The 13,140-nt window shown below is 71.9% G+C and carries 11 protein-coding genes; 5 read left to right on the top strand and 6 right to left on the bottom strand.

Annotated elements, in window-relative coordinates; translation table 11 throughout:
* The coding region (locus D7X12_RS43100) for a hypothetical protein (RefSeq protein WP_158620158.1) at nt 1-439 on the top strand (439 nt) is incomplete at its 5' end.
* An 8-nt stretch (nt 440-447) separates the two neighbouring features.
* On the opposite strand, the gene ybiA is transcribed toward D7X12_RS43100, so the two are convergent.
* Nucleotides 448-960: a riboflavin biosynthesis intermediates N-glycosidase gene (gene ybiA, locus D7X12_RS31665; RefSeq protein WP_120628973.1), complete on the bottom strand. Its 513-nt coding sequence runs from the start codon at nt 958-960 to the stop codon at nt 448-450.
* A gap of 90 nt (nt 961-1,050) precedes the next feature.
* On the opposite strand from ybiA, the gene D7X12_RS31660 reads away from it, so the two are divergent.
* Complete coding sequence (locus D7X12_RS31660) at nt 1,051-1,785, top strand: hypothetical protein (protein WP_167509067.1); 735 nt, start codon at nt 1,051-1,053, stop codon at nt 1,783-1,785.
* Nucleotides 1,786-1,819: 34 nt separating this feature from the next.
* Here the strand turns inward: D7X12_RS31660 and D7X12_RS31655 are convergent, their stop codons facing one another.
* Together D7X12_RS31655 and gmd are read right to left on the bottom strand one after the other, a co-directional pair.
* Nucleotides 1,820-2,752, bottom strand: a complete 933-nt coding sequence (locus tag D7X12_RS31655) for a GDP-mannose 4,6-dehydratase (protein WP_120628971.1) — start codon at nt 2,750-2,752, stop codon at nt 1,820-1,822.
* Nucleotide 2,753: 1 nt separating this feature from the next.
* Nucleotides 2,754-3,725, bottom strand: coding sequence for a GDP-mannose 4,6-dehydratase (gene gmd / locus D7X12_RS31650; protein WP_120628970.1), 972 nt, complete (start codon nt 3,723-3,725; stop codon nt 2,754-2,756).
* Nucleotides 3,726-3,863: 138 nt separating this feature from the next.
* Between gmd and D7X12_RS31645 the strand changes: the two genes are divergently transcribed.
* From D7X12_RS31645 to D7X12_RS31635, 3 genes are all read left to right on the top strand, one after another.
* Nucleotides 3,864-5,141, top strand: coding sequence for a myxosortase-dependent phytase-like phosphatase (locus tag D7X12_RS31645; protein WP_120628975.1), 1,278 nt, complete (start codon nt 3,864-3,866; stop codon nt 5,139-5,141).
* A 59-nt stretch (nt 5,142-5,200) separates the two neighbouring features.
* Entirely contained in the window at nt 5,201-7,009 is a 1,809-nt protein-coding gene (locus D7X12_RS31640; RefSeq protein WP_120628969.1) for a bifunctional metallophosphatase/5'-nucleotidase, read from the top strand.
* A gap of 229 nt (nt 7,010-7,238) precedes the next feature.
* On the top strand, nt 7,239-7,664 hold the full coding sequence (locus tag D7X12_RS31635) for a hypothetical protein (RefSeq protein WP_120628968.1): 426 nt from the start codon (nt 7,239-7,241) through the stop codon (nt 7,662-7,664).
* A gap of 319 nt (nt 7,665-7,983) precedes the next feature.
* On the opposite strand, the gene D7X12_RS31630 is transcribed toward D7X12_RS31635, so the two are convergent.
* From D7X12_RS31630 to D7X12_RS31620, 3 genes are all read right to left on the bottom strand, one after another.
* Nucleotides 7,984-10,776: an Hsp70 family protein gene (locus tag D7X12_RS31630; RefSeq protein WP_120628967.1), complete on the bottom strand. Its 2,793-nt coding sequence runs from the start codon at nt 10,774-10,776 to the stop codon at nt 7,984-7,986.
* A gap of 25 nt (nt 10,777-10,801) precedes the next feature.
* Nucleotides 10,802-12,664 carry an Hsp70 family protein gene (locus D7X12_RS31625; protein ID WP_120628966.1) on the bottom strand — a complete coding sequence of 621 codons (1,863 nt, stop codon included), beginning with the start codon at nt 12,662-12,664 and terminating at the stop codon, nt 10,802-10,804.
* Between the two features lie 74 nt (nt 12,665-12,738).
* Nucleotides 12,739-13,140: DUF2760 domain-containing protein (locus tag D7X12_RS31620; protein ID WP_147443860.1), on the bottom strand; the 402-nt coding region annotated here is incomplete at its 5' end.

Below are 13,140 nucleotides of genomic sequence, written 5' to 3'. Positions count from 1 at the left end.
GCCCACCCCCGTGACGACCCCGGAGGCCAAGGCCCCGCCCGCGGCGGAGGCCGGCGAGGGCCCGGAGGCGGAGGTGGTGCTGCCGCTGGAAGTGACGGAGACGCCCGCGCCCCGGGACCTCATCGCCGTCGAGTCCCTCAGCGTAAAGGGCAACATCCTGAAGCTCTCCGTCCGGCACGGCGGCGGCTGCCGTGAGCACCGCTACGGCCTGGCCTGGGACGGGCGGTTCACGAAGACGGCGGGCGGTGAGCCCCGCGCGGAGCTCACCGTGCTGCACGACGCGAACAACGACCGGTGCAAGGCGCTCGTCTACAAGGACCTGTCGTTCGACCTCTCCACGCTGCGAGAGGCGTGGAGCGAGAAGGGCCACGGCGACCACGGCGCGCTGCACCTGGACTTCAACGGCGTGCCGGAGCACTCCGCGCAGTTCAAGTTCTGACGGGCGCTTCAGGGGCCCCGCATGGGCTTCATCCCCTGCGCGAGCAGATCCTCGCGCAGGCGGGTGAGCACCTTGCCCAGCAGGTTCAGCCCCCGCCACGTGGCCGGGTCCTGGATGCGCGGATCCTCCGCGTTCAGCCCCACGCCCCAGATGCGGTCCATGGGGCTGGCCTCCACCAACACCGTGCCCGCCGTGCCCAGCAGCGTGTCCAACAGCATCCGGTGCTGGGTGAACTTCGCGTGGTTCCCCTCGTAGACGATGCGCTCACGCTCGCGCTCCCACACCGCCGCGTCGAACGGGCTCACCTTGCGCCCCAGCGCCTTGTGCTGCTTGGGCGTGGCGGCGCGCAATATCTGCTCCAGCACGCGCGTGTCCCCGAAGAGCCGCGCCTTGCCCGCCATCATGTACTGCTCCGCGCAGGTGTAGCGGACACCCTCCACCTCGAACACGGACGGGTGCCACTGCGAGAACGCCGAGTCCTGCTGCCAGAAGAACGTGAACCGTTCGGAACGCGCTTCCATCGCTGCCTCCCAGGCTTGGTGTGATTCATACACGAACGTGATGCGATGGAGGAACCTGACAGGCCCTCCTACAATGCCGGCCCGCCCGCCATGCGACTTCATGAAGCCCAGAAGCTGTTGGACCGTTGTTTCTCTGGCACCCGCGAGGGCGCGCCCCGCCTCCACGAGCCCTCGGATTCCCGCTTCGCGGGGCGGGGCGGCGCGGTGTGGCTGGAATACCGCTGGTACGTGCGCGAGCGCGGCATGGCGGAGGTGTTCCTCAAGTGGGACCGGGTGACGTCCGGGAGCCCCACGGCGGCCGAGGCCACGGTGCTGCGCACGCACCTGCTGGGTCAGTCCCAGATGCTGGCCCAGCGCGCGCTGCGCACGGTGGAGGGGGGCACGCCCGCGCCGGAGCGCGTGCTGGATGTGCTGCGCTCAGACGGCATCCGCCGCGAGTGCGTGGCGAAGGGGCGCACCACCGTCACGGTGGAGCACTGGGAGAGCACGCGTCCCACCGCGCTCCTGGACGTGGCGCGCTTCGAGGAGCTGGCCGCGCCCCTGGAAGCGGAGGAGTCCACGCCCGAGTCCCGCCATGAGGCGGTGCAGCGGCTGGCGGCGGCGGAGCGCAGCCCGCGCGTGGCGGACGTGCTCTTGCGGATGGTGGCGCGCAAGCCGTCGCTGATGGCGCTGCGCATCCTGTCCGAGTGGGGCGAGGTGAAGGCCCGCGAGTTCCTCCAGCGGGACCTGGCCGCGCTGACGCCGGGCAACGCGGCGGACCTGTGGGCCCTCACCGCGTTGGACCGCAGATTCGAGGCGTGGGAGGCCCTGGCGCGCCCCGTGTGAGGCACGCCAGGACCACAAGCTTCTACTGCTTACGTCAGTGGGACGGAGCGCCGCCGACCCTGGGGCCCAGCACGTCGCGCAGCGCATCCGCGACGGAGAGCTTCGGGGACCAGCCCAGGGCGCGGAGCTTCTCCGCCGAACCCACGAGGCTGGGGATGTCCGACGGACGCAGCCGCGCGGGATCCAGCTCGATGCTCGCCTGCACACCGGACAGGTGCAGCATCTCCTCCAGCAGGCTGCGGATGGTGCGGCCCTGGCCGCTGCAGACGTTGTAGGCCTGCCCCGGCTCGCCCTGGGTGAGCAGCAGCCGGTACGCGTCCACGACGTCCTTCACGTGGGAGAAGTCGCGCACGGCGTCCAGGTTGCCCGTGCGCAGGACGGGGTCCACCGTGCCCAGCGCGATGGCGCGAATCTGGGCGGCGAACGACGGCACCACGAAGGTGGGGTCCTGCCCCGCGCCCAGGTGGTTGAAGGGCCGGGCGAGGATGACCGCCATGCCGTAGCTGCGGAAGAACTGCTCCCCGGCCAGCTCCGCGGCGGACTTGGACGCGGAATACGGGCTCAGGGGCACGTGCGGATGGGACTCCGTCGCGAGCGTGCCCTCGGCCACCGGGCCGTACACCTCGCCCGAGCCCACCACCAGCACGCGGGCCTTGGGCGCGCTCTCGCGAAGCGCGGTGAGCAGGTGCACCACGCCCATGGTGTTCACCGCGAAGACGCGCGCGGGGTTCTGGTGGCTCTTGGCCACCGAGCTGAAGCCGGCCAGGTGCAGCACCGCCTCCGGCTTCACGTCGGAGACCGCCGCTTTGACCTTCGCCTCGTCGGCGATGTCGAAATGCAGGGCGGTGCTGCTGATGCCCTCGCCTCGGGGCCCATGCACCTCCACCACCTCGTCGCCGGCCGCCCTCAGGGCGTTGCAGGCATGCCGGCCGACGAAGCCATCCGCTCCCGTGACGAGGACGCGCATCTTACCGCTGCCCTGCCTTCACACGCTCCAGGTCGGCGTCGACCATCATCTCCACGAGCTGCTGGAAGCGCACCGTGGGCTCCCAACCGAGCTTCTTCTTCGCCTTGGCGTAGTCGCCGATGAGCAGGTCGACCTCCGCCGGGCGCACGAACGCCGGGTCGGTGAACACGTGCTTCTGCCAGTCCAGGCCCACGCGCGCGAAGGCGATCTCCACCAGCTCCTTCACGGTGTGCGTCTCGTTGGTGGAGACGACGTAGTCGTCCGGCTCGTCCTGCTGGAGCATGCGCCACATGGCGTCCACGTAGTCGCCCGCGAAGCCCCAGTCGCGCTTGGCGTCCAGGTTGCCCATGGGCAGCTTGTCCTGGAGCCCCATCTTGATGCGCGCCACGTTGTACGTGACCTTGCGCGTGACGAACTCCAGGCCGCGGCGGGGCGACTCGTGGTTGAAGAGGATGCCGCTCACCGCGAAGAGCTTGAAGGACTCGCGGTAGTTCACCGTGATGTGGTGGCCGTACGCCTTCGCCACGCCGTACGGGCTGCGCGGGTAGAAGGGCGTCTCCTCCGACTGCGGCACCTCCAGCACCTTGCCGAACATCTCGCTGGAGGACGCCTGGTAGAAGCGCACCTGCGGACGGGTGTGGCGGATGGCCTCCAGCATCTTCGTCACGCCCAGCGCCGTGAACTCACCGGTGAGCACCGGCTGGTTCCAGCTCGTGGGCACGAAGGACTGCGCCGCCAGGTTGTAGACCTCGTCCGGCTGGACGAGGCTCAACAGCGCCGCCAGCGAGAATTGATCCAACAGGTCGCCCTGGTGCAGCTGGACCTTCCCCTGGAGGTGAGCGATGCGCTCGAACTTCTCCTCGGAAGAGCGGCGCACCATGCCGTGCACCTCGTAGCCCTTCGAGAGAAGCAGCTCCGCCAGATAGCTGCCGTCCTGCCCCGTGATGCCAGTAATGAGTGCGCGCTTGGCCATGGCCCTTGTCTGTTCGCTGGGAGACGGTGTTCGTTGTACCCGAGCCTTTCGCCCTCTGCCAACCGTTCCAGGGTTCCGGGAACTTGAACCGGACAGCCCAAGTGCCTAGGTAGGGAGCGACCTGCCCAGGAGTCGCCCATGCGCATCCCCCCCATTCCCGCCTTGACGATCCTCCTCATGAGCACGGCGGCGGGGGCGCAGACGACGGCTCCCGTCCAGGTTCCCTACACGTCGCAGACGCGGCCCGGCGCCCGCTCCGGGGCGGGCACGGTGAACGACGTGGCCCTGTGGGTGAACCCGGCGAACCCCGCGGCCAGCCGCCTCATCACGTCCGACCAGAACAACGGCCTGTTCCTCTCCACCCTGGACGGCACGGAGGTCCAGGCCCTCACCGAGGGCGCGTCGTCGAGCGTGGACGTGGCGTACGGCTTCCCGGTGGGGGGCGGCGCGACCCAGGCGATGGTGCTCAGCGCGAACCCCACGCTGACGGGCCTGGTGCCCTACGTCATGGACGCGTTCCCGGATGGTGGGCTCACCCGGCTGGCCCCGACGGCCACCCCGCTGGATGTAGGGGTTACCTACGGGACGGTGCGCCTGACCCGCGGCGCGGACGGGACGTTCCAGGCCTTCGGAGGGCTTTCGGCCGGGGGCGTGCGGCAGTTCGTGCTGACGCCCACGGATGGGGGCATCACGGCCACCCCGGTCCGGGACCTCACCACCGGCTTCGTGACGGGCCTCGTGGTGGACCAGACCCTGGGGGCCGTCTACGTGGCGCAACAGGGGCAGGGCATCTACCGCTACGGGGCGCAGGCGGATGGCGGGACCACCGGCCAGCAGGTGGTGCCCTTGGGGGATGGTGGGCTGTCGTCCGTGGGACGGCTGACGCTGTACGAGTCGTCGGGAGCGGATGGTTACCTCGTGGCCGCGGATCCGAACGCGAACACCTTCGTCGTCTTCGACCGGCGCACGCTGGGCCGGGTGGGTTCCTTCCAGGTGGTGCAGGACGGCGGCACCGACGGGGTGGAGCTGTCGCGCAGCCTGGTGGCCTATCCGGGCGCGCTGGGCGCGGCCTTCCCGGAGGGGCTCTTCGTCGCGCATGACGGCCAGAGCTCCAGCACGCAGGGCGAGAACCTGAAGCTCGCGTCCTGGGGCAACGTGGCCCGGGCGTTCTCTCCGCCCCTGGCCATCGCGCAGCAGGTGGATGGCGGCACCGCCGGGGACGGTGGCACCCCCGGTGACGGTGGCACCGGGCAGGATGGCGGTGGAACCGTCATCGTGCCGGACGACAACCCGATTGGCGGCGGCTCGGGTCCGGACGACGACGGCGGCTGCGGGTGCTCCAGCGCGTCGGTGCCCGCCTCGGCGATGCTGGGCCTGCTGGCGATGGCGCTACTGGGGCGCCGCCGCCGGAGCTGACGCGGCCGGACGGTTGCGGGTTGAAAGCAGGGGGGTGGGCGGGATGAAGTGCGCACCCCATGCGCACCTTCCGCCTCACCGCCCTGGCGCTCACGGCGCTCGCCTCCGCCTGCCGCGGGGGGCCGCCGCCTGCTCCTGACGCCGTCACGCCCGCCGCTCCGACCGCCGTCGCGAAGCCCGCGGAGCCCTTGCGGCTCACGCTCGTGGGCACCAACGACTTCCACGGCTGGGTGATGCCCCACCGCGCCACGCTGCCGGACGGGCAGAAGGTGGAGCAGGGCGGCGCGGCCCTCTTCGCGTCCTACGTGGCCCGGCTGCGCGCGGACAACCCGGGCGGCGTGCTGCTCCTGGACGGCGGGGACCTGTTCCAGGGGACGCTGGCGTCCAACCTGGGCGAGGGCGCCATCGTCGTCGACGTGTACAACCTGCTGGGCTACACGGCGGTCGCCATCGGCAACCACGAGTTCGACTACGGACCGGTGGGCCCGGGCCCCCAGGCCACGCGGCCGGATGAGGATCCGCTGGGAGCGCTCAAGGCCCGCATGGCCCAGGCGAAGTTCCCCTTCCTGTCCGCCAACGTCCGCGAGAAGGACGGCCGGCACCCGGCGTGGCTGGGCAATGACGGCACCACCGTCGTCACCGTGAAGGGCGTGAAGGTGGGCCTGCTGGGCCTGTCCACGCTGCAGACTCCGCAGACGACGAACCCCGCGAACGTCGCGAGCCTGCGCTTCGAATCGCTCGCGCAGTCCGCGCTGGAGGCCACGCGCACGTTGCGCGCGCAGGGCGCGGAGGTCGTCGTCGCCATCGCCCACGCGGGCGGCAAGTGCCCGGACCTGTCGGACCCTCGCGACACGTCGGGGTGCTCGCGCGAGGACGGCGAAATCTACGCGGTGCTGGACGCGCTGCCCCCGGGCTCCGTGGACGCCGTGGTGGCGGGCCACACGCACCAGCCCATGGGGCACTTCTTCGGCGACGTGCCGGTCATCGAGACGACGGGCCTGGCCCGCTCGTTCGGCGTGGTGGAGCTCTTCGTGGATCCGGTGAAGCGCCGCGTGCTGCCCGAGCGCACCCGCATCCAGGCCGCCATCCCCGTGTGCGGCGCCGTGGACGCCACGCTGAACACGTGCGACCCGTTGCGCCTGCGCGACGCGAAGGACGTGCGGATGGTGCCGGCCACGTTCCTGGGCGCTCCGGTGACGCCGGATCCGCGGGTGGAGGCGCTGGTGGCCCCGGCGGAGGCGCGCGTGGAGGAGGAGCAGCGGCGCCCGGTGGGTGTGGCCATCCAGGCCCGCATGCCCCAGGTGTACGAAGCGGAGAGCGCGCTGGGCAACCTCATCGCGGACGCGATGCGGAAGGTGGCCCGCTCCGACGCGGCGGTGATGAACGCGGGCGGCATCCGGGCGGACCTGCCGCAGGGGCCGCTCACCTTCGGGAAGCTCTACGAGGTCCTTCCCTTCGACAACACGCTCGCGGTGTTGGAGCTGACCGCGGACGAGCTGCGCCGCTTCCTCACGCTGGCCTACGGCGGTCGCAAGGGCGTGTTCGCGGTGTCCGGCCTGGAGGTGACGCTGGGGGCGTGCCCGGGGCCGGAGCGCTTCCGGGGCGTGACGCTGCCGGGTGGGGCGCCGTTGAAGGCCAAGGGGACCTACCGCGTCGCCGTGCCGGACTTCCTCCTGCGCGGCGGGGACGGGGTGGGGGCGCTCACGTCCACGCTGCCACCGGAGCGTATCAACCTGTTGCAGGGCCAGGACCTGCGCGACGTGCTGACCGTCTACGGTCGCGCGCAGGGAAATACCCTGAAGCCTCCGGCACTTGGCCGCGTGCACACGGTGCCGGGCACCGCGCCCTGCACCGACGCGAAGCCCTGAGGAGCGGGGCCCCGGGCGTTGGAAATTTTCCTCCTGCGCTGATCCGCTGGCACTGAACGCAGCCGCAACCCAGCGAAAGATCAGCGAAAGGCGCCCGGGCCGAATTTTCGGCCTGGGATCAGTTTCCAACGGAGGGAAACCTCCTTACTCTAAGGCACGCGAGAGCCCTTGTCGGCGCGGCCCCTGGTCAGCGTGTGCAAGCCGGATCCCGTGCGTGGGAGGGACAGAGATGCTCTACAAAGTGACCCCGATGATGGTCCCGGTGGCGCCCGAGAAGGAAAAGGCGCGTGAGCCGGGTCAGCCGCGCAAGCGGCGCAAGTCCTCCGTCTACGACGCGGACGGCCAGGAGGTGCTCATTTCGCTGATGTGCCTGAAGTGCAAGACGCTCAGGCCGCTGGCGCAGTTCGGGCTCCGGAAGATGGCGGACGGCGCCATCCGGAACCAGCCGTGGTGCCGGGGCTGCCGCTCGGGCGCGGGCACGAAGAAGCCGAAGAAGGACGAGGCCCAGGCCACCGTCGCGGCGGCCCCCGTGGAGCCCGTGTTCCAGGTCGTCGCGGCCGTCTCCCTGGACGCCGCTCCCGTCGAGCCGACGCTCGTGGACTCCGCTCCGGCGGTCTCGCACGAGCCCGACGCGACGGCCACCGCCCTGGTCTGATCCACCGGCTGGGACGTTCCGCCCGGGTGGGGCGCGCGCTCAACGCTCGCGCCCCCATGGGATGGATCCGCCCGGAGTCGCGGAGCTTGCCTCTCACGTCCGACCCGTGCCGGGTTGATCCGCCCGGAGTCGCGAAGCGAGCGCCTGACGTCCAACCCGTGCCGGGCTGATCCGCTCGGAGTCTCGAAGCCCGCTCCTCACTTCCGACCCGTGCCGGGCTGATCCGCCCGGGACGGGTTTCGTGCGTCAGGGGGGCGTGCGCCGACCGGTGCCGCCGCCCCGCGCCGTGGCGTCGGGGAGGCTTCGCACGCGCTCCGGATCAGGACAGCGCCAGGCCCGCCGGCAGGGTGTCGCCGAGCGCCCGCGCCTCGTCCGCCCGGTCCAGGGCCACCACCTCGCGCACCATCCGCACCCAGGTGTCGGACGCCTTCGCGGCGACGAGCGCCTGGGCCGTACGCTCGCGCAGCTCCGGGGGGAGGTCGCGCGTGCGGTCGCCGGTGAGGCGCGCGAGCTGGGCGGCGGCGAAGGGCGCGCCATCCACCTTGCGCAGATCCAGCGCCAGGAGCAGCTCCAGCCACGCCTGCGCCGTCTCCACGTCCACGACCTTGTGGCTGCTGCCGTAGAGCGGCACGCGAGCGCCCAGCCGGCCCAGGGACCAGGCCCAGGGGCCGCCGGAGCGGGACTCGGCCTTCAGGCGCGCGGCGATCCACTGGCCGGCCTCCGTCTTGTCGCGCGGGGACAGGTGCTCCAGCGAGGCGACGGTGCGGACCATCTCGTCCAGGCCCTCGGGCTGGATGCCCTTGAGCTTGGGGGCCTGCGCGGGCGGCTCCAGCGGGATGCGCCGGGCGAGGTGCGGCTGGAGGTAGCCGTAGAGCTTCTGCTGCTGCGCCTCGGTGAGCCCGCCCGCGATGCGGCGCCACATCACCCAGAACTCCGTCCACACCGCCTTGTCCGTGTGGTGCTGCACCAGCGCGTCGAAGAGGCTGAAGGTCTGCTCCGCGCGCCAGCCGTCCAGCGGGTAGCCGAAGCCGGGGCGCAGGCAGAAGCCGGTGAGGCTGTAGAAGACGCGCTCGTGATCATCCGTGCGGCGGCGCTTGCTGGCCCCCGCGTACAGCGTGCTCCACAGCTCGCGCAGCACCGGCACGCGCCACGTCTCACGCGGGCCCAGCACCTTCTCCAGCGTGCGCCCCAACTGCTTCACGTCCTTGGGCCCCAGGGGCAGCGGCTTGTTGCCGTAGACGCGCTCCACGTTGTCCTTCGCCTCGGCGAAGCGCGCGGGCATGGACTCCGTGACGGTGAGTTCGTGCGAGCCGCCGGTGCCGCGCAGCTCGAACTCCAGGCGCCAGCGCTCGTCCGCCACGTCCGACACGCAGTACAGCTCCAGCGTGCCAATCTCCGTGAGCGCCGCCTGCAGGTGCACCGGCACCTCCGTCGCCTTGCCCGACGCGCCCTTGAGCAGCGTGTGGATGGGCGGCAGCGGCTTGAGGTCCTCGGCGAGCGGAACCAGGTCCCCCGGCTTGTCGATGCGGTCGCTCGTCGTGGAGTAGAGCGCGAACTGCACCGGGCGGCCCAGGGTGAGTGCGAAGGGGCGCTCGCCCAGGTCCACCTTCTGGCCCTCCTCGAAGCCGCGCGGGATGAGGCAGAGCGTGGGCTGCTCGGAGCTGTCCGCGCCGCGCTGCAGGCCCACGTAGTAGGCCCGCGCCGCCCCGCCGCCAATGCGCAGGCCGTGCCCGCGCCGCACCAGCCCGTAGTACGCCGCGCCCCGGGCCACCGCGAGCTCCAGCGATTCGTGCTTCAAGAGCGGGATGCGCGGCGCCTGCGGCCACCACGCGGACAGCGCGTCCACCAGCCGCGCCGAAATCTGGGGCGAGTTGAAGACGCCGCCGTTCAGCAGGATGGCATCCGGGCGGGGCAGGGCGCCCTCGCTGGCGGGCGTCTCCCCCAGCGCCGCGAAGCCCGCCGCCGCGTGCTGCGCGAGGAAGGCCGCCAGGTGCCGGGTGACGGCCGGGTCCTGCACGTACGGAAGGCCCAGCTCCTGGAGCGCCATGCGCGCCGAGCGACGGGGCCGGTCCTCCGGAGGGGACAGGGGGAAGAAGCCGTCGAGCACCAGCGCGTGCGCCTCGTCGCGGCCCAGCTCCGTGGACAGCGTGCCGCCCAGCAGCCGGCTGCCCTCGCCGATGAGCGACAGGCCGTACTTCTCCGGAGGCTCGTGTCCGAGCAGCGCCTCCTTCGCGGTGCGCGCGGCCTGGATGGCCTGCGTCCACTGCGCCGCGGACAGGCGGCGGCTGTCGCCAGTCCTTGAGGAGAAGAGCTTCTCCTCCATGCGCCGCGCGAGCGCCGCGTCCATGTTGTCGCCGCCCAGCATCAGGTGGTCGCCCACCGCGAGCCGCCGCAGCATGGGCCCCTCCGGCGACACGCCCGCGTGCACCAGCGTGAAGTCGGTGGTGCCGCCGCCCACGTCCACCACCAGCACCAGCCGCACCTGGGCCAGCGTCTGCTCCAGGCCGGAGCGGTGGCGCGCGGTGTAGTCGTAGAAGGCCGCCTGCGGCTCCTCCAGCAGCGTGAACTTCTCCAGCCCCGCCTTGCGCGCCGCGCTCACCGTGAGGGCGCGCGCCGCCTCGTCGAAGGAGGCCGGGACGGTGATGACCACCTCCTGCTTCGCGAGCGGTTCGTCCGGATGGGCGAAGTCCCACGCGCGGGCCATGTGCGTGAGCAGCAGCGCGGACGCGTCCACGGGGGACAGCTTCTGCACGTCCGCGGGAGCGCCCCACGGGAGGATGGGCGCGGAGCGGTCCACGCCCGGGTGGCACAGCCAGCTCTTGGCGCTGGCCACGAGCCGCCCGGGAACCCGCGCGCCCTGCCAGCGGGCCAGCTCGCCCACCACCCAGGGCCCGCCGTCATCGCCCCAGGGCAGGCGCAGCGACTCCGACGCCAGCTCGTGGCCGGCGGGGACGTAGACGGTGGACGGCAGGAGCGCGCGCGAGGCCACCTCGCCCTGACGGACGAGCTGGGGCAGGGGGAAGTCCTCGACGGGCGCCCCCGAGCCCCTGCCTGGATCCACGGATGCCACCGCGCAATGGGTGGTGCCCAGGTCGATGCCGACGATTCGCATACGCCTCCGGTGTACGGGGCCCCTTCTACTCCTTCATGCGCACGTTGAGCTCCAGCTTCCAGCGCCCGGGGCCATCCTTCTCCAGGCACCGCAGCTCCAACGTGCCCACCTCCGTCACCGCCGCCTGGAGGTTCACCGGCGTCAGGTCCCCGTAGGGCGTGGCCTGTCCGGGCAGCGTCGTCTCGATGGGGGCCACCTCTTCCAGCCCGCCCGACGCCAGCTCCGAGTCCACGTCGTCCAGCAGCACGCCCACCCGGTCATCGCGCCGCACCGACGACGCGAAGAAGCGGAAGCTCGTGGGCTCCCCGGTGACGAGCCCGAACTCCTGCGGCGGCACGTCCGCCTGCGTCCCTTCCTCCATGCCGAAGGGCGCCACGCACAGCGCCTTCACCGGCGGCTCCATGCCCGGCACCGCCGGCATCGCCGTCTCCACGCCCACGTAGTACGCGCGCGCCGTGCCGCCCCGGATGCGCAGGCCATGCCCCTGGCGCACCCAGCCGTAGTACGCCGCGCCCCGCGCCACCGCGAGGTCCAGGTCCGCGCCCTCCAGCTCCTTCGCCGCGGGCGCCCCTTCCGAAGCGAGCCACGCGTTGAGGACCTCCATCACGCGGCCCTTGAGCGGCCCCGCCTTGAAGACGCCGCCGTTGAAGAGCACCGCGGTGGGGTGCAGGAAGCCCTTGCCCGCCACGTCCACCGGCGAGTCGGCGCTCGCCGCCAGCGCCTGTGCCTGCCGGGTGAGGAACGCCGCCAGGTGCTTCGTCACCGCCGGGTCCTGCGCGTACGGCAGCGCCATCTGCGCAAGGCCCGTGCGGCGCGCGGTGCGCGGCAGGTCCGTGACGGGGGACACCGGGAAGAAGCCGTCCGTGAGGACGCGGTCCAGGTCCTCGCGCGTCAGCTCCGTGCGCAGCGTGCCGCCGATGAGCGACGAGCCCCGGCCCGGGATGGCGATGTGCGCGCGGTCCATGGACGGGTCCGCGTACAGCGTCTCCTTCGCCTGACGGCACCCGTACGTGAGGCCGTTGAACTGCCACGCGTCCAGCTTGCGGCCCTCGGCGGCCATCCGCTGGTTGAGCGTGTGCGCCAGGGCGAGGTCCATGTTGTCGCCGCCCAGGAGGATGTGGTCGCCCACCGCCACGCGCAAAAGCTCCAGGTCGCCCTCGCGGTCCTTCACGGTGATGACGGAGAAGTCGGACGTGCCGCCGCCCACGTCCACCACGAGGATGACCTCGCCGGGCTGGACCTGCTTGCGGAAGTTCTCCCCCATCGCCTCCAGCCACGCGTACAGCGCGGCCTGCGGCTCCTCCAGCAGCGTGATGTGCTCGATGCCCGCCGCCTTCGCGGCCTCCAGCGTCAGGTCGCGCGCCGCCGCGTCGAACGAGGCGGGGACGGTGACGATGACCTCCTGCTTCGACAGCGCGTTGCCCGACTCTTCGTGGGCGCGGGCGAAGGTGTGGTCCCACGCCTCCTTCAGGTGGCGCAGGTAGCGCGCGGACGCGTCCAGCGGGGACACGCGCTGCACCTCCGGCGGAGCCTGCCAGGGCAGGAGCGCGGCCCTGCGGTCCACCCCGGGGTGTGACAGCCAACTCTTCGCGGAGGAGACGAGCCGCGTGGGCACCTTGGCCCCGTGCGAGCGGGCGAAGTCACCGACGATGACGCCCGGCTCCGGGCTCCAGGGCAGCCCCAGGCTCCCTTCGGGGAACTCCTGCGCGCCCGGCAGGTAGAGGAACGAGGGCAGCAGCGGGCGCGCCTCCACGGTGCCCGGCGCGGTGACCTGCGGCACGGGCAGCATGGACTGGGAGGGGCCGCGCGGCTTGCTGTCCTCGAGGTTGAAGTAGGACACCGCGGAGTGCGTGGTGCCCAGGTCGATGCCGATGGAGTATCGGGCCATATCGTTCAGGAACCCTCCGGGAGGAGGTCCTGGTTCCTTTCACCTGGAAGGCAAGGGGAGGGACGGGACGCGCTTCAGGGAAGTTCGACCTCCGCCGGGGCCAGCACGCGGGGCTCCATGGCGGGGCTCACGGAGGGGAACTTCACCTCCGTGGTCACCCAGCCGTGGTGCCGCAGCGTGCCCCCATAGGGAGGCTGCCCCGCGACGTTGCCCGTCAGCCGGATGCGCTGCGCGTTGAAGCCGTCAGGCACCGTCACCTGGTCGCCTTCACCCTGCGGCAGCACCGGCTGGAGCGTGAGGTACTGGTGCACGACCTTGCGGCAGCCCTCGTGGACGATGCGGGCCGCCGCGCCCACGTCCGCGTCCGGGAAGGCCGCCACGTTCTCCTGCACGAAGTCCAGGAAGCGACCCTCGCGCTGGAGCATGGCCAGCAGCGACAGGGCGCTGGCGTGCTCGCGCTCCGGGGGCAGGGGGGG

The sequence above is a fragment of the Corallococcus sicarius genome, from assembly GCF_003611735.1.
In the GTDB taxonomy this organism is placed as follows: Bacteria; Myxococcota; Myxococcia; order Myxococcales; family Myxococcaceae; genus Corallococcus; species Corallococcus sicarius.
Note: the sequence above shows the minus strand (reverse complement) of the source record. Positions and strands in the feature narration are given on the sequence as shown.

Bases quoted from the DNA above. Each gene is read 5' to 3' on its own strand.
- D7X12_RS31630 (WP_120628967.1), bottom strand. From the start codon at position 10,776: ATGCGAATCGTCGGCATCGACCTGGGCACCACCCATTGCGCGGTGGCA.
- D7X12_RS31625 (WP_120628966.1), bottom strand. From the start codon at position 12,664: ATGGCCCGATACTCCATCGGCATCGACCTGGGCACCACGCACTCCGCG.
- ybiA (WP_120628973.1), bottom strand. From the start codon at position 960: ATGGAAGCGCGTTCCGAACGGTTCACGTTCTTCTGGCAGCAGGACTCG.
- D7X12_RS31645 (WP_120628975.1), top strand. From the start codon at position 3,864: ATGCGCATCCCCCCCATTCCCGCCTTGACGATCCTCCTCATGAGCACG.
- D7X12_RS31640 (WP_120628969.1), top strand. From the start codon at position 5,201: ATGCGCACCTTCCGCCTCACCGCCCTGGCGCTCACGGCGCTCGCCTCC.
- D7X12_RS31635 (WP_120628968.1), top strand. From the start codon at position 7,239: ATGCTCTACAAAGTGACCCCGATGATGGTCCCGGTGGCGCCCGAGAAG.
- gmd (WP_120628970.1), bottom strand. From the start codon at position 3,725: ATGGCCAAGCGCGCACTCATTACTGGCATCACGGGGCAGGACGGCAGC.
- D7X12_RS31660 (WP_167509067.1), top strand. From the start codon at position 1,051: ATGCGACTTCATGAAGCCCAGAAGCTGTTGGACCGTTGTTTCTCTGGC.
- D7X12_RS31655 (WP_120628971.1), bottom strand. From the start codon at position 2,752: ATGCGCGTCCTCGTCACGGGAGCGGATGGCTTCGTCGGCCGGCATGCC.